We start from the raw sequence: 23,849 nt of genomic DNA, 5'->3' as shown, positions 1-23,849 counted from the left end.
ATGATAAGAAAACTTTACGACTGGGTCCTGGGCTGGGCAAACACGAGGTACGCCGTCCCGGCACTGGCCGTCGCATCCTTTCTTGAATCCTCTTTTTTCCCCGTCCCGCCCGATACGCTTTTGATGGCCTTATCCCTGGGCAAGCCGGAGAGAGCTTTCTGGTACGCGGCGGTTTGCTCAGTGATGTCCGTCCTTGGAGGTATACTCGGGTACTTTATCGGGTGGGGAATATGGGAGCTCGTAAGCGGCTATTTCTTTACGTATGTCTTCAGCCAGGACACCTTCCTGTATGTTAGCGGCAAATATGAGGAGAACGCCTTTTTGACAATACTGGGAGCGGCTTTTACCCCTATACCTTACAAGGTATTTACAATAGCCGCGGGCGTATTCAAGATACATCTTCTGGTACTGATTGCGGCCTCGGTTATCGGCAGATCGGCGAGATTTTTTATAGAAGCGGGACTAATCCATTTTTACGGAGCGAGAATCAAATCCTTCATCGACAAATACTTTAATTTACTCGTAACCCTGTTCTTTATACTCCTGGTGCTGGGTTTCGTGGCCGTTAAATACCTATTATAAACATGCTGCTTACGAACTATCGCCCTGTCCTCAGAACCAATGAACACTCTATCAGGATTATGTAGTTTAATACCGTTATGATAATATATTTAGTTCCGGGAGAACAATAAAATGGGCGATTTTCATCAGACAGAAACCATCTCCACACTTCACAGGCTGAACAGAAAAAATGTCGAGCAACTGGAAGATCAGCTAAACGAATACTGTCAAAACCGCCCTATTGCGCTTGTGCTCCCGTGCCTCTATTCGGAGCTTAAGAGGAAAGCACTGAAAGACATTCTGGAGAAACTCAAGGACGTTACCTACCTGAACGAAATAGTGATTACACTCGGAAGGGCGAACCTCGACGAATTCAAACACGCTCAGGACTACTTTTCAATACTCCCTCAAAACTACAGGCTTATCTGGGACGACGGAGAGAGAATTACTTCGCTCTTTAATCTTCTGAGGGAAAACGGCCTTGAAATCGGGGACCCCGGAAAAGGAAGGGCCGCCTGGATCGCCTACGGATACGTGCTGGCCCAGGATTCAAGTGAGGTTATAGCGCTTCATGACTGCGACGTTCTGACCTACAGCCGCGAGCTTCTGGCAAGACTGTGCTACCCGCTCGCGAACCCGAATATGGATTACGAGTTCTGCAAGGGCTACTATCCGAGGGTGACGGACAGGATGTACGGCAGGGTTACGAGACTCTTCATAACCCCTGTAATACGGGCGCTCACAAAAATCGTCGGGCATCTCCCGTTTCTCGTTTATCTGGACAGCTTCAGATACCCGCTCGCTGGCGAGTTCTCAATGAAAACGGACCTTGTCAGGATAAACAGAATTCCGTCCGACTGGGGTCTCGAGATAGGCTCACTGGCGGAGGTATTCCGCAACGTATCCCTGAAAAGGGTATGCCAGGTTGACCTTGCGGACACTTACGATCACAAGCACCAGGAAGTATCGGCCGACGATCCTTCCGGAGGGCTTTTGAAAATGTGCGCGGACATTTCAAAGGCGCTATTCAGAACCTTGTCGTCAGAGGGCGTAACCTTTTCCGAGAGCCTGTTCAATACCCTCCTCGTAACCTATCTGAGAATAGCGCAGGATACGATAAAAATGTACAACGACGACGCCGCAATCAACGGACTGTTTTTCGACAGGCACGCGGAGGGCCTGGCGGTTGAAACATTCGCCAGAGGAATAAGAATCGCGAGTCAGCAATTTCTTGAAGACCCCCTCGGTTCGCCTTTAATTCCCAACTGGAGCAGGGTAACCTCGGCGATACCCGATTTCCTCGACCAGTTAAAAGACGCGGTAGAAAAGGATAATGCGTTATAGACTGGTAATTTTTACGGACCTCGACGGGACCCTCCTCGACCACGATACATATTCTTTTGAACCGGCGCTACCCGCCCTCAGGCTTCTGGAGTCAAATGAAATCCCGCTTGTCATCTGCACGAGTAAAACGCGCGCCGAAATCGAAAGATACCGAAAGCTTCTCCGGAACAAGCATCCGTTCATAGCGGAAAACGGGGGAGCGATTTTCATACCGGAAGGCTACTTCACACGCGGGTTCGATTTCGACACCAGAGGAGAAGGATACCTGGTGATTGAACTCGGAACGCCTCATGCGGAATTGAAAGACGCGCTAAAATCAATTTCAAGGGAAACGGGGATTCAGATAACGGGCATCTCCGAAATGGGGGTCTCCGAAATAATGAAAAAGACAGGGCTGGACGAGGAGTCCGCGAAATCGGCCTCAAAAAGGGACTACGGGGAGCCGTTTCTTATAGAGGGAGATGAAGGCGCGGCTGAGATCGTTAAAGATCGGATATACAATAAAGGTTACGGATATACACGGGGCGGCAGGTTTCATCATATACTGGGCGCGAATGACAAGGGTAAGGCGGTGCGAATCCTGACAGAATTATATAAAAACGAAGCGGGGCATATTGAAACGGTCGGGATAGGGGACAGCCTGAATGATCTGCCGATGCTCGAGACGGTAGATGTTCCCCTTCTGGTCCAGAAACCGAACGGGCAATATGACGCTGAAATCAGGCTCGATAACATCACGCTCGCAGACGGGGCAGGCCCGCGCGGGTGGAACTCGGCAATATTAAAGCATTTTATAAAGTTTGAAGAAAAAGGCGCTAAACAGAAATAGAAATTAAAAAATCCGAATGGTATCCTTATAGTCGGTGAAGCAAATACAGATCAGCCCCAAACGAAGACGGCGTAAAAGCAAAATCATGCCCTACATACTGGGCTCCGTATTATTCCATCTGCTTTTGCTGCTTCTGTTCGTCGTATACCAGTTCGATTTCTTAGACAGGCGGGCCAAAGATGAAAAGAAACAGCCGGAATTCATAGAAATAACCGAGCTGCCTGTACCCAAGGAAAAAGAGACCAAGCCTCCGGAGAAAACCAGGCGGCTCGCGGAAAGGTCTAGAGACGTGCCGGAAGAAAAGACAAGAGACGAATTCACTAAGAGGTCCGTAAATACACCCCCTCTTCCGGACCCGGTCCCGCAGCAAAAACCAAGGCCCGAGGCCCAAAAGCAGGAAACCAAAAAAACGGAAAAGAAAGTAGAGAAAAAACCCGAACCAAAAGTAGCCGAAGAGCCGAAAAAGGATAAAACACAGCAGGAGATATCGAGGGCGGATCTGCTCCGGAAGGAAACCCTCGACTCGCTGCGGAGAGAGCAATACCAAAAACAACCCGAGGAATCGAAGAAACCACAGGCGGAGCAGCGCACAAAAGAGACACCCGATATATCCAAAGAGGAGCTGTTCAGCAACGTGCCGAGCTCGTTTCCGCAGGTCGCGCAGAATACGCCCGATTATCTGGGAGCGAGGGATGTAAATAAGAAAGAAGACACCGTCGAGTTGAGCACGACGGAATACAAGTACATTTCCTACTTCGCAAAGCTCAAAAGACAGATTGAAGGGGTATGGAACTATCCGCAGGAATCGCGATACAAGGGAGAAGAGGGGCAGCTGTTTCTCATTTTTACAATCAGAAGCAACGGAGAGCTCGAGAATATAGAGCTCTTGACCTCATCAGGCTACGCGCGCCTTGACAACGAGGCAGTGCGCGCCATACGCGTGGCCGCTCCTTACCCACCGTTTCCCAAAGACTGGGGCTCACTGGAAAAGCTGCACATAAAAGCAACCTTCATATATCAATTCGGCGGGTTTATCAGATAGGGACGGCGAAAGACTGAAAACCGGCGTCATGCGATAATCACCGGATCATCTTTCCCGGCTCTCTTTTTAATTTCCCCGATGATACGGGCTTTTTCCCTGAGCCCTCGAAGTCTTTTTATGACCGAATCCGCATCCCCTGACGATACGATAATCACCATGCCTATGCCGCAGTTAAAGGTTCTCAACATTTCCTCCGTATCTACCCGTCCCTGTTTTTTGATAAGCTCCATGACCGGGGGAACAGTCCAGGAAGAGCTCTCAAGAAAAGCGGCGCAGTTTTTCGGGATAACCCTCGGGATATTTTCCACGAGTCCTCCTCCGGTAATATGAGCGATCGCTTTTACTTTGAATTGCTTCCTGAGCTTCTCTATAGTCTTTACGTATATACGTGTCGGCTCCAAGAGCTCATCGGCGAGAGAGCGCTTGAGCGGCGCCGGCGTATCCGAGAGCTGATACCTCTTCTTCTCTAAGAGGACCTTTCTCGCGAGTGAGTAGCCGTTTGAATGGAGGCCGCTCGACGTAAGGCCTATTACGGCGTCTCCCGGCACAACATCCGAGCCGTCTATCATGTCATCCCTATCCACTATCCCCACGGCAAACCCGGCAAGATCGAACTCTTCTTTCCGGTAGAATCCCGGCATCTCGGCGGTCTCGCCCCCCAGTAAAGCGCACCCGGCGAGCTTGCACCCCTTCGCAATGCCCTTTATGATCTCCGCCCCCTGCTCGGGGTCGAGTTTCGACGTGGCGAGATAGTCTAGAAAGAAGAGCGGCGCGGCCCCGCACGCGGCCAGGTCGTTCACGTTCATGGCAACAAGGTCGATACCGACTGTGTCCAACCTTCCGGTCATAAAAGCGATTTTGAGCTTCGTTCCGACCCCGTCCGCAGCGGCGACGAGGACAGGTTTTTTGTACTCTCCCTCCGGCAGCTCGTACGCTCCGGAAAAGCCCCCGATTTTACCGAGCACTCTTTTATTCGAGGTCGATTTGGCGAGCGGCTTTATAAGCTCGATCAACCGGCTGCCGGCGTCAATGTCTACGCCAGAGCTTTTATAAGTGGTTTTCGGCATGACAAGCTGGAAAGATACCTGAGGGGAGTTTTTTGTCTACGAATAGAAGCTCTCCACGCATCTCCGATATTATCCGGAAAATAAGCATCCGGGGAAAAAACCACGAGTAAAAATAATCAAAGGGTGATTAGAACGGAACCTTCTGAAAATTTGATATTCAATTACTCAAATTTCCAAAAAACTTATATAATGGTATTATTTTCCGTCTGATTTTTGTAGTTAAAGGTACATGAATGACTTTTCAGGAATTGATTCTCTCACTCCAAAGCTACTGGGCTAAAAAGGGCTGTATCGTAATGCAGCCCTACGACGTGGAGAAGGGGGCGGGGACGTTTCACCCGGCGACCTTCCTCAGATGCCTCGGTCCCGAGCCCTGGCACGTCGCGTACGTAGAGCCCTCCAGGCGCCCTACCGACGGGAGGTACGGAGACAACCCGAACAGGCTCCAGCACTACTATCAGTTTCAGGTGATTATAAAACCCTCGCCGAAGGACATACAGGAGCTTTATCTGGACAGCCTGCGGCACCTCGGCATCGACCCCCTAGCACACGACATAAGGTTCGTTGAGGACGATTGGGAGTCCCCCACACTGGGAGCGTGGGGACTTGGCTGGGAAGTGTGGCTCGACGGGATGGAGATAACCCAGTTCACGTATTTCCAGCAGGCGGGAGGCATCGACCTCAAACCCGTTTCAGCCGAGATCACATACGGCACGGAAAGAATCGCTATGTATCTTCAGGGCGTGGAAAGCGTTTACGATCTCGAATGGACCAGGGGGATAACATACGGCGAGATCCACCACCGGGACGAGTACGAATTCTCGACCTATAACTTTCAGGAATCGGATCCCGAAATGCTTAGAGATCTGTTCGACAAATTCGAGGCGGAGTGCAAAAAGCTCGTCCGGAAGAAGCTCCCCCTCCCCGCTTATGATTACTGTCTCAAATGTTCTCACGCGTTTAACCTGCTTGACGCACGGGGAGCCATAGGGGTTGCGGAGCGCGCTTCCTATATAGGCAGAGTGAGGGCTCTCGCAAAATCATGCGCCGAGGGATATCTCGCGCAAAGGGAGGAAATGGGTTTTCCCCTAGTTAAAAACAATCCATGGGCAAAGAGCTGATACTGGAAATCGGGACAGAGGAAATACCTGCGGGATTCATGAATGACGCGATCACGAACCTGGCCGAGATTGCGAAGCAGGAGTTAAATGAAAACGCGCTCTCCTTCGGACAAATAGAAACGTTCGGCACTCCGAGAAGACTGACCCTCAGAATAAAAGACCTGAGCGAGAAGCAGGAGGATCAATTTAAGGAATTCTACGGCCCCCCGGTCCGCATCGCGTTCGACGAGGACGGGAACCCGACCAGGGCGACCGTCGGATTCGCCAAATCTCAGGGAGTGGAAGTCGGCGAACTGGTGAGGGTGGAAAGAGACAGGGGAGAATTTCTCGCCGCAGTCAAACACATTAAGGGACAGAAAACGGAAAAACTGTTGATAGACATGCTGCCTGAAATCATAACCTCGCTCCCGTTCAGGAAATCAATGAAATGGGGAGAGGGCGAGACGACCTTCGCGCGGCCCATAAGATGGATACTGGCTCTTTACGGCGGTAAAAAGGTCCCCTTCAGCGTAGAGGAAGTGAAAAGCGGAGGAAAGAGCTACGGCCACAGGTTCATGCATCCGAAGGGGTTTAAGGTCTCAGGCTGGGAAGACTATGCGGCGGGGCTTGAAAACGGATACGTGGTGCTGGACCAGGAAAAGAGGAGAGAGTCCATCGCCGGGGGCATAAAGGAGCTGGCCCGGAGAATCGGCGGAACCGTTTACGAGGACGAAGAGCTTCTCGAAACCGTGACGTATCTGGTCGAGTATCCCGTAGTTTTAAAGGGCGACTTTGAAGAGGACTTTCTCAAGCTGCCCAAAGAGGTCCTCGTAAGCGTCATGAAAAATCACCAGAAATATTTCCCGGTTTTCTCCAATTCCGGGGACGGTGAACTGCTGCCGCATTTCATTTTCGTCTGCGGAACGCGTGTAAAAGACACAGCGGTCGTAGTCAAAGGGAATGAGAGGGTAATAAGGGCGAGATTCACTGACGCCAGGTTCTTTTACGAGGAGGACAAAAGCGTCCCGCTTTCGGACAGAACAGAAGATCTGAAAGGGATGGTCTTTCTATCCGACCTGGGAACATATTACGACAAGACGGAAAGAATAAAAATACTGGCGAAAGCAATCGGACAGGATCTCGGATTAAAGGACGAGCTTACAGATATTGTTCGCGCGGCAGAGATCTCCAAATCTGACCTCGCGACACAAATGGTATTCGAGTTCCCGGAGCTTCAGGGAACTATGGGAAAATACTACGCCGGGCTCTCGGGTGAGAAGGAAGAAGTAGCACGGGCGATCGAAGAGCAGTACATGCCCACATCCCGGGAGGGCGAATTGCCCGCGACGGATTACGGCTCGATAATCAGTATTGCGGACAAGGTGGATACGGTTTCCGCGTGCTTCATATCGGGGCTGATACCGACCGGAACTTCCGACCCCTACGCGCTAAGGCGGCAGGCTATAGCAATCATAAATATAGTTATCGCTAAAACGTTTCACCTGGATTTGGACAATCTGTTCAGACTGAGTCTTGATTCAATAACCGAGCAAACCGGGGGGAAATTCGACGACCCGGAAGGAAAAACCCTGAACGAGATAATGGAATTCATCAAGGAAAGGGTCAGACACATCATGATAGGGGAAGGTTTCTCACACGATGTAGTTGATGCCGTGATAAGCGCGGGGTTCGACGATATCGTTGAAGTGAAAAGAAGAATCGAAGCCCTCGGAGATTTCCGCACCGCGCCTGAATTTGAACCGCTCGGCGTCGCGTTTAAACGCGTGGTCAATATCGTAAAAGGCCAGCCGAAAAACGAGGTCGATAAAGAGCTCCTGATGGAACCGGTGGAGAAAGAGCTGTTCGAATCTTTTGTCGAAACTCAGAAAAAGGTGGGCCGGGAAATTTCGGACAGGAATTATTCTGAATCGCTTTCCATACTGAAAGACCTGAAAGAACCGGTGGATAAATTCTTTGATAACGTTCTCGTAATGGACGAGAATCCCGAAATAAGGCAAAACAGGCTTTCGATGCTTTGGGCAATAAGGGACCTGTTCTTTAAAATCGCCGATTTCTCAAAATTGAGCACTCAAAATGATAAGACCTGAAGGGATGGTCTCATAAAGAACTTTTAAAAGGAAACAACCATGAAGAAATTCGTATATCTATTCGGCAATGGAAAGGCAGAGGGAGAGGGAGGCATGAAAGACCTGCTCGGAGGCAAGGGAGCGGGACTTGCCGAAATGACTAGAATAGGTATTCCCGTGCCGCCGGGATTTACGATAAGCACTGAGGCGTGCGCCGAATTCTATAAGCATAATAAACACATACCCGAGGATATCAAAAAGGAGATTGAGCTCAATCTATCCAAGCTTGAAAAAATAATGGGCAAAAAACTGGGCGACCTGGATAACCCCCTTCTTGTATCCGTCCGCTCAGGCGCAAAGTTTTCCATGCCCGGAATGATGGATACCATCCTCAACCTGGGACTGAACGACCGGACGGCGGAAAAATTATCCCGGAGAACGGATAATCCGTTATTCGCGTGGGACGCTTACAGAAGACTGATACAGATGTTCTCGGACGTGGTACTCGGAATAGATAAAGAGGAGTTCGAGAGCATATTCGCGGACGTGAAGAAAAAATCAGGCGTGAAAGAGGACTCCGAACTCACGGTTGCCGCCCTGAAAGATGCAATCGGGAAATCCAAACAAATTGTAAAGAAGAAATCGGGAAACGACTTCCCCCAGGACCCGCGCGAGCAATTGTATATGGCCATACGCGCAGTATTTCTCTCGTGGAATAATCCGAGGGCGATATTCTACAGAAAGCAGTACGGAATACCGGACGACCTAGGAACGGCGACGAACGTACAGGCTATGGTTTTCGGCAATATGAGCGAGGATTCGGGAACCGGGGTCGGTTTCACAAGAGACCCGGCTAGCGGGGAAAAGAGCCTTTATGCAGAGTGCCTGATGAACGCGCAGGGCGAAGACCTGGTGGCGGGAATAAGGACCCCGAAACATATAGATGCCCTCGCAGCCGAGCTGCCCGCGGTTTATAAGGAGCTTGCAAAGATAGCGACAATACTCGAGAAACATTTCAAGGACATGCAGGATTTTGAGTTTACGATCGAGAAGGGGAAGCTCTACTTCCTCCAGACCCGTAACGGCAAGAGAACCGGTATCGCGGCGCTCAGAATCGCGTACGATATGGTCAGGGAAAGACTTATAACCAAGGAGGAGGCTCTGTCCAGGATTGAACCGGAACATCTGGAGCAATTTCTGTTTCCCATCTTCAATCCGGAGGAAAAGGAGAATCACATCGAGATAGCGAGCGGGCTTGCGGCCTCGCCCGGCGCTGTTTCAGGCGCAGTGGCGCTCGACGCCGATACGGCGGTCAGGTTTAGCGGCGAAGGCCGTAGAACTATTCTTGTACGGAAGGAGACGAGCGCCGACGACATTAAGGGCATGGCGGCGGCAAGAGGCGTGCTCACGGCGAGGGGGGGGAGAACAAGCCACGCGGCCGTAGTCGGAAGACAGATGGGCAAAGTTTGCATTGTGGGGGCCGAGGAGATAAGTATCGACGAAGGGAAAAAGTGCTTTTACGCCGGAGACGCCCTGGTCAAAGAAGGCGATTTCATATCGCTCGACGGTTTCGAGGGCAAGGTTTACAAGGGCGACATCCCCGTAATTCCATCTGAAATAATACAGGCCGTAGAGGGAAAGATAAAACCGGAGAAATCGACGAATTACAAAATATTCTCAAGCGTGCTGAAATGGGCGGATAAAATAAGAACTATCGGGGTAAGAACTAACGCGGATACCCCGGAGGACGCGAGAATCGCTTTTAGTTTCGGGGCCGAAGGCATAGGGCTCTGCCGGACGGAACATATGTTTTTCGCAAAGGACAGAATAATGATAATGCAGAAAATGATCCTTTCTCAAAATGAAAAGGAAAGGGACAAATTTTTGTCAAAGCTCCTGCCCATGCAGAAAAGGGACTTTAAAGAGCTTTTCCGCAATATGGCGGGGCACCCCGTGACAATAAGACTTCTGGACCCTCCGTTACACGAATTCCTCCCGAAGCTCGAAGAGCTCATGCTCGAGATAAAAGAGCTCGAGCTGAAAAAACAATCCCCGAAGATTCTTAAGAGAAAGAAACTCCTTCTTGAAAAGGTGGACGAGCTTCACGAGTTCAATCCCATGCTCGGACTGAGGGGCTGCAGACTCGGCATATTAATCCCGGAGATAACCAGAATGCAGGTGAGAGCCATTATGGAGGCGGCCTGCGAAGTGGTCGAGGAAGGGGGCAAGGCCGTTCCCGAGATAAAGGTGCCGCTCGTGGCGATGGTTACGGAAATGAAGGCCCAGAAAGATGTAATTCAGGAAGTAGCCGAAGAGGTAGTCGGTAAATACAAGAAAAAAGTAAAATATAAAATCGGGACCATGATAGAGGTCCCGCGAGCCGCTGTCACGGCTGACGAAATAGCAACGGAGGCGGAGTTCTTCTCCTTCGGGACGAACGACCTGACCCAGATGATGTTCGGCCTCTCCAGGGACGATTCGGGGAAAATCATCAAGACGTACATGAATAATCAAGTGACGATCGACGGGAAAAATGTAATGATACTCGAAAAGGACCCGTTCCTGACCCTGGACAAGGGTGTAGGCGAGCTGATTAAAATTGCGATGGAAAAGGGAAAGACAACCCGTCCGGGCCTCAAGGTGGGAATCTGCGGCGAGCACGGAGGGGACCCTCAGTCTATCGAATTCTCAAATTCCATAGGGATGGACTATGTGAGCTGCTCCCCCTTCAGGGTGCCCATAGCAAGACTCGCAGCGGCCAAGGCGGCGCTCAATAGCAAGTAGTGATATCTCAATCTTCAGGCGAATTCCATCCGGAGCGCCGTCGGGTAACCCGTTTTACAACTGAATTACTTATAAGGGTAATGCCGCCGAAACCTATTTATCCGGCGGCACGGTCAAGATTTTCAGAGTTGTATCCCGATCAATGTTTTAACGCTGAATTTAAATCCCCCCGCTCCCTCACGCTAGCTCGCGTAGGCGGTGGATCTCACCTCTCTGATCACTGTAATTTTGACCTGGCCCGGATACGCGACCTCCCTCTCTATTTTCTGGGCGATTTCGTGAGAGAGAAGCGCCCCTTCCTCGTCGTTGACCTTCGAGCTTTCGACTATCACTCTTACTTCCCTGCCCGCCTGAATGGCATAGCATTTCTCCACTCCTCTAAACGAGCTTGCGATATTCTCTATGTCCTGAATCCTCTTGACGTAGGCTTCGTATGTCTCTCTTCTCGCGCCCGGTCTGGCGGCGGAAATCGCATCCGCTGCCTGAACTAAAATTGCCAGCAAAGACTGCGGCTGCGGGTCATGGGCAAGGGCCACGGATTCGATAATAGCCTTGGATTCGCCATATTTCCTCACCAGGTCCTCGCCTATATCGACATGTGAGCCTTCTATCTCATGGTCAACCGCTTTACCTATATCATGGAGAAGACCCGCGCGCTTGGCGAGCTTGATGTCGTATCCTATCTCGGAGGCCAGTATGCCGCAGATAAAGGCCACCTCTATAGAGTGATTGAGAATATTCTGCGAATAACTGGTCCTGTATTTCAGCCTCCCCACGAGCTTTACAAGCTCCGGATGCATAGTGGGAATGCCGAGATCGAAGAGCGCCTCCTCCCCGGCTTTTTGTATCTGACGTTCTATTTCCTTCTCGACATCGGAAACAATCTCCTCAATCCTCGCCGGATGAATTCTTCCGTCGTCGATAAGTTTTTCAAGAGAGACCCTTGCGACTTCCCTTCTTATAGGATTAAGCGAGGAGACGACAACCGTCTCGGGGGTGTCGTCAATAATAATATCCACGCCCGTTCTCGCCTCAATGGACCTGATATTCCTTCCTTCCCTGCCTATGATCCTTCCCTTCATGTCATCGTTCGGAAGATTCACTACAGAGATTGTTTTCTCGCTCGTGTACTCTCCCGCATACTTCTGCATCGCAAGGGCTATTATATCCTTGGCCTTCCTTTCGGCTTCCTCATGAAGCTGGTCCTCTATTTGCTTGAGCTTCTTGGCAGCCTCGTGTCTTGCCTCGTCCTCAATAATATTTATAAGCTCGTTTTTCGCGGCTTCCTGCGTCATCCCCGCAATATCCTCGATCTTCTTCTTGGCTTCCTCAATAACTGCATCAAGCTCGCTCTCCCTCTCCGAAAGCGATTGCTGTTTTTGAGTCAAATCCCGTTCCTTTCTCGATACTTCGGATTCTCTTTTCTCAAGGCCTTCAAATTTTTTATCCAGCGCCTCTTCGCGCTTCTGAAGCCTCTTTTCTACCTTGGATATTTCTCTATGCCTTTCTCTCGAATCATGCTCGATTTCCGCGGTTTTCTTCTCTACAATGTCTTTTGCCCTCAGCTCACCCTGAATCTTAATTTTTTCCGCTTCTTTTCTCGCATCGTCTATAATGATCTCAGCCTCGTCCTTTACGATGCCGATTCTTTTATTCAATTTTATTTTGTTGTATATGTGATGGGCGGAATAGCCGAGTACGAAAGCTATCAGCGCCGCCACGGCAGCTATCAATAAAGACATGTCAATTTCCTCCTTTTATGCTCCTGCAAAAAATTATACCAAACTCGGTAACCACCAGACCCACCCCCTGGTCTCCTTCACCGGCCGGGACAGATTCCACTATCTGAATACCGAAGGCAAGTGCAATTCTCTTTCGGGAAGGAATCCTCGGGAGATAACGGTCGTAATACCCCTTGCCGTATCCGAGCCTTCTCCCGCCGGAGTCAAACGCGACACCGGGCACAACTACAAGGTCCAGCTTCTCGGGCTCTATGGAAAATGAACCGGGACGGGGTTCGGGAATCCCGAACCTGCCGGCTTCCAGTTGATCTAGTCTGTCCACCCGGTGAAACGAGAGGGATGTACCGTTCACCCTGGGGAAATAAACCTTTTTCCCCGATTCCAGAGATTTATAGAATATTTGCCGGGTCGTTACTTCTTTCCGGAAGGGATAATATAAAGCAATACTGCGAGAATTTTTAAAAAGCTCGAGGCCGGTCAGGTTCTCGGATATACGACGGCTTTTTTCTTCTATTTCGTCATCTGAAAGGCACGTTCTCTTCTCATAGATATATGAGCGTACGTAGTCTTTTTGTTCGGAAAGATTAAAACCCCCTGCCTCTGAAAGGGAAAGAAACGCTTCAGGTTTGTCCAGATCATCTGTATTTATAAGAGTCTTCCAATTCCTCTCTACCGAGTTCCTCTCTAATGACTCCTTCGTCAAAACCAGCGGCTTCTTTTTCTTTAAGGGAGTTGTCCAATATTCCAACCAATCTCTTTGATCTCTCTTCAGCACCGTCTTTAAAGTCCTCGAAGTCTTTCAATACTTTGAAGTAGTCATCGGTAATCTTCAGCATAGCCAAAAGAAATGATCGGGGTACGGCCAAAGAACTTTCCTGCTGGGATATTTCTTTTACCTTCTGCTCCAGATATGAAGCTATTTCCCGGACATAATCTTCTTCAGCGTCCGTCTTAATCATATAATCGATATCAAAGAATTTAATTTTCAGACGTTTCATATTATGCCTCGGACCTGCTTAGATAAATCTCTACCTTCTCGATGACTCTGTCTAACTTCTGTTTAATATCATCCCTTTCCTTCTCGAGACCCTTAACGCTCTCTCGAAGTTTTGTTACTTCCTCCATAAGGTTTTTATGTTCCACCTCAAGCTTTGTCTTCCTCGACAAAGCCTCTTTTATCTTACCTTCCAGAATATCCATTGTTTCCATTGTCTTACCAACACAAGTTTAATCTTATCTTGAAATTTTTGCAAGATGTGTGAAGATATTAATCAGAAATGGCTGAAGCGGGCATGCTAAAACGACTTGAAGAAGTCGAGAAAAAATACGTAGAAATTGAAAAAAGTTTGAATAATCCGGATATTAGTCCGCCCGAAATCCACAAGTATTCAAAGGAGCTTTCGGACCTTGACGAGATTGTGGAGCTTTACCGTGAATACAAGAAAATCCTGGATAAGATCGAGGAAAACAGGTCCCTGTTCAAAGACAAGGAACTGGGGGATCTCGCGCGCGAGGAAAACGCGGAGCTTGGCGGGGAACTCGAAAATATAGAAAATAAACTACGGTTTTTGCTGTTGCCGAAAGACCCAAACGATTCCAAAAACGTTTTCCTTGAGATACGAGCGGGAACCGGGGGGGACGAAGCCGCTCTTTTCGCGGCGGATCTATATAGAATGTACTCGAAATATGCCGAGGCGAAGAACTGGAAAGTGGAAATAATAAGCATGAGCGAAACCGGAATCGGCGGAATTAAGGAAATTATTGTTTCGATCGAAGGCAAAAATGTCTACAGCAGGCTCAAGTATGAAAGCGGAGTGCACAGGGTTCAAAGGGTCCCTACCACGGAGACAGGGGGAAGAATTCATACTTCGACCGCTACGGTAGCGGTGCTCCCGGAGCCGGATGAAGTCGAGGTAGAGGTTGATGAAAAGGATTTGAAGATCGACACCTACCGTGCTTCGGGCCCCGGCGGTCAGCATGTAAACAAAACGGACTCCGCTATCAGGATCACTCACCTGCCGACCGGCATCGTAGTGCAGTGTCAGGATGAGAGGTCTCAGCACAAGAACCGCCTCCACGCGATGAGGATGCTGAGGGTTAAGCTGTACGAGATTGAAGAACAAAAACGGCAGAGTGAAATAGCCAGCACCCGAAAGAGTCTGGTGGGGAGCGGCGAGAGGAGTGAAAAGATAAGGACCTATAACTTCAGGGACGGGCGAATAACAGACCATAGAATCGGGCTTACACTCTATAAGATTGAATCTATTCTTAACGGAGAGCTAGACGAACTGGTGGATTCGCTAACAACCTTTTATCAGACCGAGCTTCTAAAGGAAGCCGTGTATTCCTGAGAAAAACTGGTTTGCACAGATTGGATTGAAATATCCAATAATTCCAGTTAACAGCTCAACATACCACAAAACAGGCGTGCTGGACTATTTTTCTCTATCGTTTTACCTATCTGTTATTCCTCAGACTCGGTAAGCTAAGCTTTTAACTTATTCAAAGCGCATTACAACTCCTGCTCTTTGGGACGAATCAGTATTTCGTTTACCCCGACGTCATCGGGCTCGGCTATCGCGTAGCATATAGCGCGGGCTATCGCATCGGGCGAGATGGCGTCTTCATATAACTCTTCGACAAATTCCTTTGTATCCTGATGAGTTATTGTTTCCGTCAGTGCCGTGCCGACCGCTCCGGGGGATATTATGGTGACTCTGATTTTGCCCGCCGTTTCTTTCCTCAGCGCTTCTGAAATTGCTCTGACAGCATATTTGGTAGCACAGTAGACGGCTCCCGACGGAAAGCTTACATGGCCCGCGACCGAGGATAGATTAATGATATGACCCGACTCCCGCCCAAGCATATCAGGGAGTGCGGACGCTATGCCGTAAAGCACTCCTTTTATATTCGTGTCTATCATCTTGTCCCATTCATCGACTTTGGCGGCAGCCAGAGGTGACAAGGGCATAATACCGGCGTTATTAATGATGACATCGACGGCGCCGAACCGCTCTTTCGCAGACTTAAATAACCTCTCCACATCATCACGCCTGGTTACGTCGGCCTTCTGATAGTGCACACGGTCACCCAATTCATCCTTGAGCGCTTTAAGCTTGTCCTCGCTCCTTGCCGACAGCATCAGGTTGGCGCCAGCCCGGGCAAGATGGCGCGCTGTTACCTCCCCGATGCCGCTGCTGCCACCGGTGATTACCACCGTCTTTCCGGCTATATTTTCATTCATTTACTGCCTCCTCGTTACGTTTCTCAGGGTTTCGCTTCAGTCATCAGATATGCCAATCGTCACCCTGACGCTTTTCAATACATCCATATTGGAAGTGCAAATCACATGCCAGAGCGCTCATGAAGAACCTATGAAGTGTATAAGTTATTGAAAGGACTGAGCTAAAGGCGGGTTAAAAATAATTTCCCGGATATTTTCTTCTGGCTGTAATCAGGATCTTTGGTGATATTTAAACACATTAACCAGTTTAATATTAACTAAATTGCCGGACAAAAGATATTCGGGAGAACCAGTGAATTAACCGCGGGGCTTGCCATGAAGAAGAATAAGTCGGGACCGTTCTCATGCAAGACGGGTGAGGTTATCGGAAAAAGGCCCGCGGTTACAACATGCATTGAGACGTTGTGATTCCAAGAACTCTGCACAGAGTCTGTGCGCCGCTCATCCTGAGCGCACACGAAGTGTGTAGTCGAAGGACGATTTCCTCCTGCCTCCCCAGCCTGACCTATCATCCTCTTCAGTTCCGTTACTCCCGAATACGGGCACATGTTATGTGCCGCTCACCCACCACCCCGTCATTTCGAATGTGTGCGCCCGTTGGGAGTATCTTTGGGCGTGCAACAGTTCTGAAGAAGTTTAGAAGCTTTTATTGTATTTATCCCCCATCATAAATAAAATATAGAAATGGATTTATTCTGGATAACCGCTCTTTGTTACTTAGTCTCCACGATCTTTTATATGAGCCACATCTGGACCAACAATAAAAGCGGTCCCAAACTTGGGTTCTATACCATTACTCTCGGCACGGTTGTTCAGTCAATAAGCCTGGTAATAGTTTATTTCAGAGGAATTCCGATTGCGGGTGATCTGGACAGCACCCTCTATCTCTTTGCCTGGTTCATCACGCTCGTGTTCATCGGATCGCAAATCAAATTTAACGAACCCCTCCTGGGAGCGTTCGTCTCTCCTCTGGCCTTTATAATGACCCTCCCGCACGTAATCCTGCCTCAGGGAATAATAGAGCACGAGCCCTCACTGAGTAATCCATGGATTGTAGTGCATATAATATTGATACTGTTCGGACAGGCCTTATTCGCGATAGCCTTCATTTCCGGCCTGTTATACATATTTCAGGAAAAGAAGATAAAATCGAAGCAACTTGGAAGCATGCTTCAGAAATTCCCCTCTCTTACCACACTCGACAGAATTAACCATATTTGTTTAATGGTCGGTTTTCCGTTTATGACTATAGGGCTCGCGCTGGGACTGCTGCTCGCAAAGGAGATATGGGGGGCCAGCTGGGTGTGGGGACAGAAAGAAACCTGGTCGCTCGTTACATGGCTATTATATGCGGTGCTGATCCACGGAAGGCTCTCATCCGGCTGGAAGGGCCGTAAAGCGGCCCTTGGGGCGGTGCTCGGATTCGGAATAGTCCTTTTTACCCTGTTTGTGATCGGATACGTTGCCCCCGGGCAGCACGATTTCCTGGGGGAATTCTGAAGAAAAATTCACAACAAATCCCCTGGGGGCCATAATCAGGGATTATTCACCTTGCCTTCATGATATCTATCAGCTCGCCGTCGCTGACCGACATGATGCGATACCTGGGCGAGACCTGAACGCTGCCGCTCTTGTCCCTTCGTATTTCATACGCCGGATTATTTTTCAAGCTCATAAGGGAATCGATTAACGTCTTTCTTCCGGGACCGCCATCCGAACCTTGTAAGGAAAGGATCAATCTTACCGCTTTATAAAGCTGAAACTCCAGGAAATCAGGCTGGTGAGCGAATTCCATTTCAAAAAGCCGGGAAAATTGCTTCCATTCGTCATCGCCGTAGAAGAGGGCATCCGTAAAGATTGCCCTGAATACGAATCCGTCGATTTCCTTCCCGACAAGATCAAAAAAAACGGGGCTGTTCCAGGTGCTGGGCCCTATAAAGAGCACATCCCTCAGATCCGGGTTTCTCTTGAGCTTTAAAATTACCTCCGCCGATGATGCCGCTCCGTCTGGTATAAAAATGGCGTCGGGACTTACTGAAGCTATCCAGCTTACCTCACCGGATACATCCCTCGATTCGGGATTATACGAGCCTTGATAGACGAGCTTCCCGCCCGTTCCCCTGACGCTCTCGGCAAATGACCGGCTCAATCTTTCCCCAAGCGCCGTCCGGGGATATAGAACTCCGAATGTTCTTACACCGAGCTCCCGCGCAGCGTATCGCGAAAGGGCCTCGACCTGATCCTCAAGCGGATAATAATATTTAATGAAGTAAGGGCCGCCCGACGATTCGCTCTCGGATATAGGAAATACGACGGCGGGTATTTTTGCCGAGTTCACCCGGGAACTGATCGTAGAAATGAACTTGCTCGGTATCGGACCTACGATGAACGATAAATTTTCCGTTTTACCGAGGCTCTCAAACGCCTCGTCTAATTTTCCCTTGCCCTCACCTATATCCTTTACGATGACTTTATACTCGACCCCCGGGGTTCCGGCCCCGGCGGCAGCTAGGATTCCCCTGAGAGCCTTCTCCCCTATAAGCCTGTACCTTCCGCTCAGAGGCAGCAGGCAGCCGAATGTCCGGGTATGCGCCGAGTACTTTTTCCCGGAACCATCATCCGCAGACAGCTCTTCGGGACGAACATTCTTTGAAACAGCGGTCAATAGCAATAACAGGCAAAATAGCCGGAAAAGTATCAATTATCGGAGCCTCCCTGCTTAAGAATATTAGCGCTCTTAATATTAAAAGAATATTCGGAATTACAAAACCCCCCCGGTATCGGCCTTATGAAACCTCCAATATACAGACGCGCGGGGAATAGTTGATGCACGGTTTGATACGAAGCAAGTACTGTTTTTACATCGGATAAAACTGTTACGCTAATGCTATCGAAAAAAATCATATAACGCTACAACCGACTTATACTATTAGATATTATAATTGTGCAATTGCTAACAAATTTGCTTGACAAAAATCTCAGAATAATTATATTAATGTTAAAAGATTCAAAAAGGAGGAAAAAATGGCTCAAAAAAGAAAAACATCTCCACAAAGGAGAAAAACATCGGCAAGAAAAGAAGCAAAGGTAAAAAACACCGATGACACGGTTAACGGCCTTAGCGGCTTTGTAAGAGAGAACTATCTTATCGGGCTTGACACGGCTCACTCGGTGCTTGAGGAAAATAAGAGGCTCGTTGATGCCCAGTTCGAACAGCTGGGTAAAATTCAGAGAGAATACACAACTCGGATGAAGAGCTTCTTCGGGAAATTGCCAAAAGAGTATTCGGGCTTCGGTTTTGCAGAGGGGCTTGATCGTGTGATTGAATTCCAGAACAATTACCTGAGAATCATCAAAAAGGCATCCGACAACTATTCGAAGGAAGTACTGGATCTCAACCAAAAGTCCGCAGAAAGAGCCTTTTCAGCCTTCGAGAGATACATTAGCCATCTTAGTCAATGACGCTAAACGGAAGGAAGAACGATGCCCTATAATTTAAGGGCAGAAGCATGTAATATTAATATAAGCTTAAAATTTATATAAATATTCTGTTTTCTGGTTTCAGGAGATCCGGTTTGAGCAATAAAAAAGAGTACGATGAAATAGTTTATTTCGGATATTTCAAAAAGCTCTACGAGTCATGGGAAGAATCAACGAACAAAATGATGGATGTCTGGATGAACAGCCCTCTTATGGAAAGGGCGGTCGAGAAGTCTTCGGAATTTAAAAACTACATCCACAATTTTATAGATCAGTCGCTTGAGAAAAGATACATTCCTCAGAAAGTGGATATTGATAGGTTGATCGACACCATAGAGTCTCTGGAGGAAAAAGTATCGGAACTCGAAATGAAAATCGAGAAGATTCAATCGAGCCCCAGAAAGAGTACACCTAAACCGAGGACAGCCGGTACAAGAAAAAAAGTTAAGGAGAAAAAACAATGAGCAAAGAAGCATTCGACTATACGGAACATTATAAAAAGTTTTATGAAGCCTGGGAGAAAACCATGTCCGAAGCGATGGATATGTGGAAAAAGAATCCACTTGTAAACAGTAATTCAAAGGACGAGGATCAGGATTATGACCCCGCGGAACTGTATAAAAAGTTTTACGAAACATGGGAAAAGTCATCTTCCGAAGTAGTGGAGAAATGGGTCAACAGCCCTCTTTTTGCCGCTAACGTGGGCAAGGCGATCGAAAAATCCTCCGAGTTCAAAAAGCATTTCGACGAAGCCGTTGAGAAAACTTTAAAGAACATGCGCTTTCCGACAAAAAGCGACATGGACAGAATGTTAACTTCCATAAATAAACTGGAAGAAAAAATAAACGACCTAGTCGACAAAGTCGACGATTTAAGCAAACCCGCACGCAGATCTAAAAAATAAATCCTGACAACATCCTATCAATTTTGACTTCTGCAAGATTTGATGCGAGCAAACGAGGAGGGACATAATAGTTATGGAAAATAATTATCTTGATTCAGCATTGAAAAAAGCCGAGAAGGCGAAAGACAAATTCAGCAAGGCTATTGATTTAGCGTTGGTCAATCCGCCTGACGTTGAAGTCGGCACAACACCCCATGAGGTAATATTCACTGAAAACAAGCTTAAACTGCTTCATTACCATCCGGTCGCGAAAAAGACTCAGCCGGTTCCGCTTATAATGATATTCGCTCTCGTCAACCGCCCTTACATTCTCGATTTAAAACCAGGAAGAAGCGTTGTGGAAGTGCTTCTCAAAAAGGGAATCGATGTTTACCTGATTGACTGGGGCGCCCCCGGGGATGAAGATAAAGACCTCGGTTTCAACCACTATATAAACAGATATATCAAAAAAGTGGTCGAGAAGGTTAAAAAAGACTCCGGTTCCGATAAGGTAAGCATTCTCGGTTACTGCATGGGCGGCACCATGTCCGCGATGTACACGGCTCTCTACCCGGAGGACGTACAAAACCTCGTACTCATGACGGCGGGTATCGACTTTAAGGTGGATGGCACCTTAAACCTCTGGGGCGACAAGTCGAATTTCGATGTAGACAAGTTCATCGAAGCCTACGGTAACGCTCCGGCTGAATTTCTTCAATCGGGATTTTTATTTATGAAGCCGGTGCAAAACCTCGTTTCAAAATACGTGAACTTTTATGAAAATGTTGATAACGAGGCTTTTGTCGATAATTTCCTCGCTATGGAGAAATGGCTCAACGATAACATCGCTGTCGCGGGGGAGGTATTCAGGGAATTCGTAAAATATCTGTATCAGGAAAATCAGCTGGCAGAAAACAGGCTGAGGATTAACGGCAAGCTGATTGACCTTAAAGAGATTAAATGTTCAGTTTTGAACCTGATCGCGGAACACGACCACCTTGTCCCCCCTGCCTCGAGCCTTGTTTTTAACGATCTTATATCCAGTAAAGACAAGGAAACAATTGTATACCCCACAGGTCATATCGGCCTCTCTGTAAGCAGCAGGTCGCTGAAGGGATTATGGCCGGAAGTAGCCGACTGGCTGATAAAGAGATCTTCTTAACAGGATTGAAGAAAAACATAGATGATCCGTATTTGTGAACATGTGAAATCGCCGTTAAATGTTCACAAATACGGACGATTCCAAAATGAGTCTTATATATAATGACCGCCGTTTATTCTTAAGGTCACTCCCGTTATCCAGGAGGCGGCCGGAGAGCAAAGATAAACAACGGCAAGAGCTATCTCCTCGGGCGTGCCGAATCTGGCGAGAGCTATCTCCTTCTTTATCCCCTCCCTGATATCCTCCGGCACGGTACCGAGCATGTCCGTTTCAACAAAACCCGGGGCAACGGCGTTAACGCGTATATTATTCCGGCAAAGCTCCCTTGCCATAGTTTTGGTAAAACCGATTATTCCTGCCTTTGTAGAAGCGTAGTTACACTGTCCCATGTTTCCCATCTCACCTATGATTGAAGATATTGAGACAATTACCCCGCCGTTTTCCATCATAGGATCGATTACGGCTTTGGTACAATTGAATACGCTTGAAAGATTGGTCTGTATTACTTCGTTCCACTGCTCGAAGGTCATTCTTTTGAGAGTCCTGTCCCGGTTTATACCCGCGTTATTGACTAGAATGTCGACTTTTCCGAAATGGTTCATGGCGGCTTTTCCAAGGTTTTGCGCCTGCTGAAAATTACCTACATTGGCTCTCAAAGTAACGCATTTCCTGCCCATTTTTTCTATTTCTTTTTTCACCTTATCGGCTTCTTTGTCACTACGCGAATAGTTGAGTAATATATCGGCGCCCGCCTCGGCCAAAGCGAGGCATATAGACCTGCCGATTCCCCTTGATCCTCCGGTCACTACCGCAACCTTGTCAGTTAAATCGTGCAACTGTTCCAGCATAAAGCACCTCCTAGAGCTTGAGAATTTACAGTCCCATTAAACAAAGATTATAGATTTTATTCCTAATAGCTCTTTTGTCAACTTGAAGAGGGGAGGATTAGAAACAGTGCCCGGAAATGGAAAAGCCTTTCTCCGGCATACGGAATTTATATAAGCGTATAAGTTATATTCAAGGATTCAGGGCAGTTAGAAACCCGGGAGTATTTGGGGCGTCTGCTAACTTCTCACTCGCCCGTAAACTCAGGCTCCCTCTTTTGCAGAAAGGCTTCCATGCCCTCTACCCTGTCCTTAGAGTCAAAGCACAGTGAAACCAGCGTTTTTTCAAGCAGAAGCGCCTTTTGTAAGTCCATTTCGGAGCCCGCATTGATTGCAGTTTTAGATAACCTGACAGCAATCGGACCTCTTTTGGCAATAGCACCCGCGAGTTTTTTCGCCTCATTCATTACTTCCTCATGAGGCACCACACGTTCGACAAGGCCTATCCTGAGAGCCTCTTCAGCGGTTATCATTTCCCCGGTAAACACAAGCTCTTTCGTTTTACCGAGACCGAGTATCCTTGTGATTCTCTGTGTCCCGCCCCATCCCGGAAATATTCCGAGCTTCACCTCAGGAAACCCCAACCTCGCCTTATCCGACGCCAGTCTTATGTCACAGGCAAGCGCAAGCTCGCAGCCTCCCCCCAGAGCATAACCGTTAATAGCGGCGATAGACGGGCACGGATCGTTTTCAATCATTTGATAAACCCCGTGAGCATAATCGACATAATCCTGAAAATCCCGTTCTTTCATTTCGTTCATCTGCGCTATATCAGCGCCCGCTACGAAAGCCTTTTCGCCCGCCCCGGTTACAATCAGGGCTTTCAAATCCTCTTTCGGCATTACGTCCTGCAGGAAAACTTTGAGCTCTCTGAGTGTATCCCAGTTAAGCGCATTCAGAACTTTCGGACGGTTAATTGTAAGAACTCCTATATCGTTCGGTTCTCTTTCGTAGCCGATAAATTCAAATCCCATTTGACTCCTCCTCGACAGGTTAATTGAGCTTCTCTACGTAAAGCTGATATTAATACAGGGTAAACGGGGGTTGTCAATCCCCGGACACGCCGGCAAATCGGATTGCCCAGGCACATTCGAACTCTCATATACTTAATCCGAGGCTTAAAATAGCCTGACCATGAAATTCGCTTGTCGTTATGTTAGTTTATTAGATAAAAAGAAGTAGTTACGCTACTGGCCGGGGATTCATAATGGCTTTCAATCTCGATAAATTTTTAAACGCTTTTGAAACTAAAGACGCGGACAAGTTGATAAAGTTTCTGACCGATGACGCTATCTTGCAGGACGGGAACAACGAACCCCTGGTCGGAAGAGAGGCCATAGGAAAGGCGGTAGGCGATTTCTTCGAGCTTATCGGAGGGGTGAAATTTAACGTCATAAGAAGATGGATTCATCCGGACTCGATAATAGTTCAGGGGGAGGTAACGTTCACAAGGCTTGACGACAGCGAAATAACCCTGCCTTTCGCGGACATTTATTACCTTAAAGAGGACAGGATTCAGAAGCTCTACAGTTATATAGACATAAATCCGTTATTTGAACGGGACAGTGCATAAAACAGAACCCGAATTAGCTCAAACATTTTAGTAACGTTTTATCTAACCTCCGAACTCTAGACAAACA

The 23,849-nt window shown here is 48.2% G+C and carries 23 protein-coding genes; 14 read left to right on the top strand and 9 right to left on the bottom strand.

Annotated features, from left to right (window positions below):
• The 4 genes from RIG61_01885 (at window position 1) to RIG61_01870 (ending at window position 3,776) form a co-directional block, all read left to right on the top strand.
• Window positions 1-582 carry a YqaA family protein gene (locus tag RIG61_01885; GenBank protein ID MEQ9617907.1) on the top strand — a complete coding sequence of 194 codons (582 nt, stop codon included), beginning with the start codon at window positions 1-3 and terminating at the stop codon, window positions 580-582.
• Between the two features lie 111 nt (window positions 583-693).
• Window positions 694-1,905 (top strand): glycosyl transferase, encoded by a 1,212-nt coding sequence (locus RIG61_01880; GenBank protein MEQ9617906.1) that lies wholly within the window; start codon window positions 694-696, stop codon window positions 1,903-1,905.
• Window positions 1,895-2,734, top strand: coding sequence for a mannosyl-3-phosphoglycerate phosphatase (mpgP, locus tag RIG61_01875; GenBank protein ID MEQ9617905.1), 840 nt, complete (start codon window positions 1,895-1,897; stop codon window positions 2,732-2,734). Before RIG61_01880 ends, mpgP begins: the two co-directional genes overlap by 11 nt.
• An 85-nt stretch (window positions 2,735-2,819) precedes the next feature.
• Complete coding sequence (locus tag RIG61_01870) at window positions 2,820-3,776, top strand: TonB family protein (protein ID MEQ9617904.1); 957 nt, start codon at window positions 2,820-2,822, stop codon at window positions 3,774-3,776.
• Window positions 3,777-3,802: 26 nt separating this feature from the next.
• Here RIG61_01870 and purM read toward each other — a convergent pair whose 3' ends face one another.
• Window positions 3,803-4,843 carry a phosphoribosylformylglycinamidine cyclo-ligase gene (purM, locus tag RIG61_01865; GenBank protein ID MEQ9617903.1) on the bottom strand — a complete coding sequence of 347 codons (1,041 nt, stop codon included), beginning with the start codon at window positions 4,841-4,843 and terminating at the stop codon, window positions 3,803-3,805.
• Window positions 4,844-5,076: 233 nt separating this feature from the next.
• On the opposite strand from purM, the gene glyQ reads away from it, so the two are divergent.
• The 3 genes from glyQ to ppdK are packed head-to-tail and all read left to right on the top strand — an operon-like array spanning window position 5,077 to window position 10,814.
• Entirely contained in the window at window positions 5,077-5,964 is an 888-nt protein-coding gene (gene glyQ, locus RIG61_01860; GenBank protein MEQ9617902.1) for a glycine--tRNA ligase subunit alpha, read from the top strand.
• A complete protein-coding gene (gene glyS / locus RIG61_01855) occupies window positions 5,949-8,051 on the top strand; it encodes a glycine--tRNA ligase subunit beta (protein ID MEQ9617901.1) in 2,103 nt (700 codons plus the stop codon). The genes glyQ and glyS overlap by 16 nt, the downstream gene beginning before the upstream one ends.
• Window positions 8,052-8,090: 39 nt before the next feature.
• On the top strand, window positions 8,091-10,814 hold the full coding sequence (ppdK, locus tag RIG61_01850) for a pyruvate, phosphate dikinase (protein MEQ9617900.1): 2,724 nt from the start codon (window positions 8,091-8,093) through the stop codon (window positions 10,812-10,814).
• Window positions 10,815-10,996: 182 nt separating this feature from the next.
• Here ppdK and rny read toward each other — a convergent pair whose 3' ends face one another.
• Genes rny through RIG61_01830 form a run of 4 tightly spaced genes read right to left on the bottom strand, consistent with a single transcriptional unit; the run spans window position 10,997 to window position 13,765 of the window.
• Window positions 10,997-12,556 (bottom strand): ribonuclease Y, encoded by a 1,560-nt coding sequence (rny, locus tag RIG61_01845; GenBank protein MEQ9617899.1) that lies wholly within the window; start codon window positions 12,554-12,556, stop codon window positions 10,997-10,999.
• A 1-nt stretch (window position 12,557) separates the two neighbouring features.
• Window positions 12,558-13,259: a 5-formyltetrahydrofolate cyclo-ligase gene (locus RIG61_01840; GenBank protein ID MEQ9617898.1), complete on the bottom strand. Its 702-nt coding sequence runs from the start codon at window positions 13,257-13,259 to the stop codon at window positions 12,558-12,560.
• Window positions 13,192-13,554, bottom strand: a complete 363-nt coding sequence (locus RIG61_01835) for a cell division protein ZapA (GenBank protein MEQ9617897.1) — start codon at window positions 13,552-13,554, stop codon at window positions 13,192-13,194. The genes RIG61_01840 and RIG61_01835 overlap by 68 nt, the downstream gene beginning before the upstream one ends.
• A 1-nt stretch (window position 13,555) precedes the next feature.
• A complete protein-coding gene (locus RIG61_01830; protein MEQ9617896.1) occupies window positions 13,556-13,765 on the bottom strand; it encodes a hypothetical protein in 210 nt (69 codons plus the stop codon).
• Between the two features lie 83 nt (window positions 13,766-13,848).
• On the opposite strand from RIG61_01830, the gene prfA reads away from it, so the two are divergent.
• Window positions 13,849-14,907, top strand: a complete 1,059-nt coding sequence (prfA, locus tag RIG61_01825; protein ID MEQ9617895.1) for a peptide chain release factor 1 — start codon at window positions 13,849-13,851, stop codon at window positions 14,905-14,907.
• A 161-nt stretch (window positions 14,908-15,068) separates the two neighbouring features.
• Here the strand turns inward: prfA and RIG61_01820 are convergent, their stop codons facing one another.
• Window positions 15,069-15,800: an SDR family oxidoreductase gene (locus RIG61_01820; GenBank protein ID MEQ9617894.1), complete on the bottom strand. Its 732-nt coding sequence runs from the start codon at window positions 15,798-15,800 to the stop codon at window positions 15,069-15,071.
• 738 nt (window positions 15,801-16,538) lie between these two features.
• On the opposite strand from RIG61_01820, the gene ccsA reads away from it, so the two are divergent.
• The gene (gene ccsA, locus RIG61_01815) at window positions 16,539-17,300 is read left to right on the top strand and encodes a cytochrome c biogenesis protein CcsA (protein ID MEQ9617893.1); all 762 of its coding nucleotides are present in this window, start codon (window positions 16,539-16,541) and stop codon (window positions 17,298-17,300) included.
• A gap of 46 nt (window positions 17,301-17,346) precedes the next feature.
• Here ccsA and RIG61_01810 read toward each other — a convergent pair whose 3' ends face one another.
• Entirely contained in the window at window positions 17,347-18,501 is a 1,155-nt protein-coding gene (locus RIG61_01810; GenBank protein ID MEQ9617892.1) for a penicillin-binding protein activator, read from the bottom strand.
• A gap of 323 nt (window positions 18,502-18,824) precedes the next feature.
• On the opposite strand from RIG61_01810, the gene RIG61_01805 reads away from it, so the two are divergent.
• From RIG61_01805 to phaC, 4 genes are all read left to right on the top strand, one after another.
• A complete protein-coding gene (locus tag RIG61_01805; GenBank protein ID MEQ9617891.1) occupies window positions 18,825-19,262 on the top strand; it encodes a hypothetical protein in 438 nt (145 codons plus the stop codon).
• A 113-nt stretch (window positions 19,263-19,375) separates the two neighbouring features.
• Entirely contained in the window at window positions 19,376-19,744 is a 369-nt protein-coding gene (locus RIG61_01800; protein ID MEQ9617890.1) for a hypothetical protein, read from the top strand.
• The gene (locus RIG61_01795) at window positions 19,741-20,184 is read left to right on the top strand and encodes a poly(R)-hydroxyalkanoic acid synthase subunit PhaE (protein ID MEQ9617889.1); all 444 of its coding nucleotides are present in this window, start codon (window positions 19,741-19,743) and stop codon (window positions 20,182-20,184) included. The genes RIG61_01800 and RIG61_01795 overlap by 4 nt, the downstream gene beginning before the upstream one ends.
• A gap of 73 nt (window positions 20,185-20,257) precedes the next feature.
• Window positions 20,258-21,325, top strand: coding sequence for a class III poly(R)-hydroxyalkanoic acid synthase subunit PhaC (gene phaC, locus RIG61_01790; protein MEQ9617888.1), 1,068 nt, complete (start codon window positions 20,258-20,260; stop codon window positions 21,323-21,325).
• Between the two features lie 92 nt (window positions 21,326-21,417).
• Here the strand turns inward: phaC and RIG61_01785 are convergent, their stop codons facing one another.
• Together RIG61_01785 and RIG61_01780 are read right to left on the bottom strand one after the other, a co-directional pair.
• Window positions 21,418-22,173 carry a 3-oxoacyl-ACP reductase family protein gene (locus RIG61_01785; GenBank protein ID MEQ9617887.1) on the bottom strand — a complete coding sequence of 252 codons (756 nt, stop codon included), beginning with the start codon at window positions 22,171-22,173 and terminating at the stop codon, window positions 21,418-21,420.
• A gap of 224 nt (window positions 22,174-22,397) precedes the next feature.
• Window positions 22,398-23,183, bottom strand: a complete 786-nt coding sequence (locus RIG61_01780; protein MEQ9617886.1) for an enoyl-CoA hydratase-related protein — start codon at window positions 23,181-23,183, stop codon at window positions 22,398-22,400.
• A gap of 233 nt (window positions 23,184-23,416) precedes the next feature.
• On the opposite strand from RIG61_01780, the gene RIG61_01775 reads away from it, so the two are divergent.
• Entirely contained in the window at window positions 23,417-23,782 is a 366-nt protein-coding gene (locus RIG61_01775) for a nuclear transport factor 2 family protein (protein ID MEQ9617885.1), read from the top strand.
• Window positions 23,783-23,849 lie beyond the last annotated feature (67 nt).

It is taken from the genome of Deltaproteobacteria bacterium, from assembly GCA_040223695.1.
Classification (GTDB): domain Bacteria; phylum Desulfobacterota_D; class UBA1144; order Nemesobacterales; family UBA2774; genus JAVKFU01.
This window is presented reverse-complemented; position numbering and strand designations above follow the sequence as displayed.

Coding starts and splice junctions, on each gene's coding strand:
- purM (MEQ9617903.1), bottom strand. CDS start 4,843: ATGCCGAAAACCACTTATAAAAGCTCTGGCGTAGACATTGACGCCGGC.
- glyQ (MEQ9617902.1), top strand. CDS start 5,077: ATGACTTTTCAGGAATTGATTCTCTCACTCCAAAGCTACTGGGCTAAA.
- RIG61_01780 (MEQ9617886.1), bottom strand. CDS start 23,183: ATGGGATTTGAATTTATCGGCTACGAAAGAGAACCGAACGATATAGGA.
- glyS (MEQ9617901.1), top strand. CDS start 5,949: ATGGGCAAAGAGCTGATACTGGAAATCGGGACAGAGGAAATACCTGCG.
- RIG61_01795 (MEQ9617889.1), top strand. CDS start 19,741: ATGAGCAAAGAAGCATTCGACTATACGGAACATTATAAAAAGTTTTAT.
- RIG61_01820 (MEQ9617894.1), bottom strand. CDS start 15,800: ATGAATGAAAATATAGCCGGAAAGACGGTGGTAATCACCGGTGGCAGC.
- rny (MEQ9617899.1), bottom strand. CDS start 12,556: ATGTCTTTATTGATAGCTGCCGTGGCGGCGCTGATAGCTTTCGTACTC.
- ppdK (MEQ9617900.1), top strand. CDS start 8,091: ATGAAGAAATTCGTATATCTATTCGGCAATGGAAAGGCAGAGGGAGAG.
- RIG61_01805 (MEQ9617891.1), top strand. CDS start 18,825: ATGGCTCAAAAAAGAAAAACATCTCCACAAAGGAGAAAAACATCGGCA.
- RIG61_01785 (MEQ9617887.1), bottom strand. CDS start 22,173: ATGCTGGAACAGTTGCACGATTTAACTGACAAGGTTGCGGTAGTGACC.
- RIG61_01830 (MEQ9617896.1), bottom strand. CDS start 13,765: ATGGAAACAATGGATATTCTGGAAGGTAAGATAAAAGAGGCTTTGTCG.
- phaC (MEQ9617888.1), top strand. CDS start 20,258: ATGGAAAATAATTATCTTGATTCAGCATTGAAAAAAGCCGAGAAGGCG.
- RIG61_01880 (MEQ9617906.1), top strand. CDS start 694: ATGGGCGATTTTCATCAGACAGAAACCATCTCCACACTTCACAGGCTG.
- RIG61_01870 (MEQ9617904.1), top strand. CDS start 2,820: ATGCCCTACATACTGGGCTCCGTATTATTCCATCTGCTTTTGCTGCTT.
- RIG61_01775 (MEQ9617885.1), top strand. CDS start 23,417: ATGGCTTTCAATCTCGATAAATTTTTAAACGCTTTTGAAACTAAAGAC.
- mpgP (MEQ9617905.1), top strand. CDS start 1,895: ATGCGTTATAGACTGGTAATTTTTACGGACCTCGACGGGACCCTCCTC.
- RIG61_01885 (MEQ9617907.1), top strand. CDS start 1: ATGATAAGAAAACTTTACGACTGGGTCCTGGGCTGGGCAAACACGAGG.
- RIG61_01835 (MEQ9617897.1), bottom strand. CDS start 13,554: ATGAAACGTCTGAAAATTAAATTCTTTGATATCGATTATATGATTAAG.
- ccsA (MEQ9617893.1), top strand. CDS start 16,539: ATGAGCCACATCTGGACCAACAATAAAAGCGGTCCCAAACTTGGGTTC.
- prfA (MEQ9617895.1), top strand. CDS start 13,849: ATGCTAAAACGACTTGAAGAAGTCGAGAAAAAATACGTAGAAATTGAA.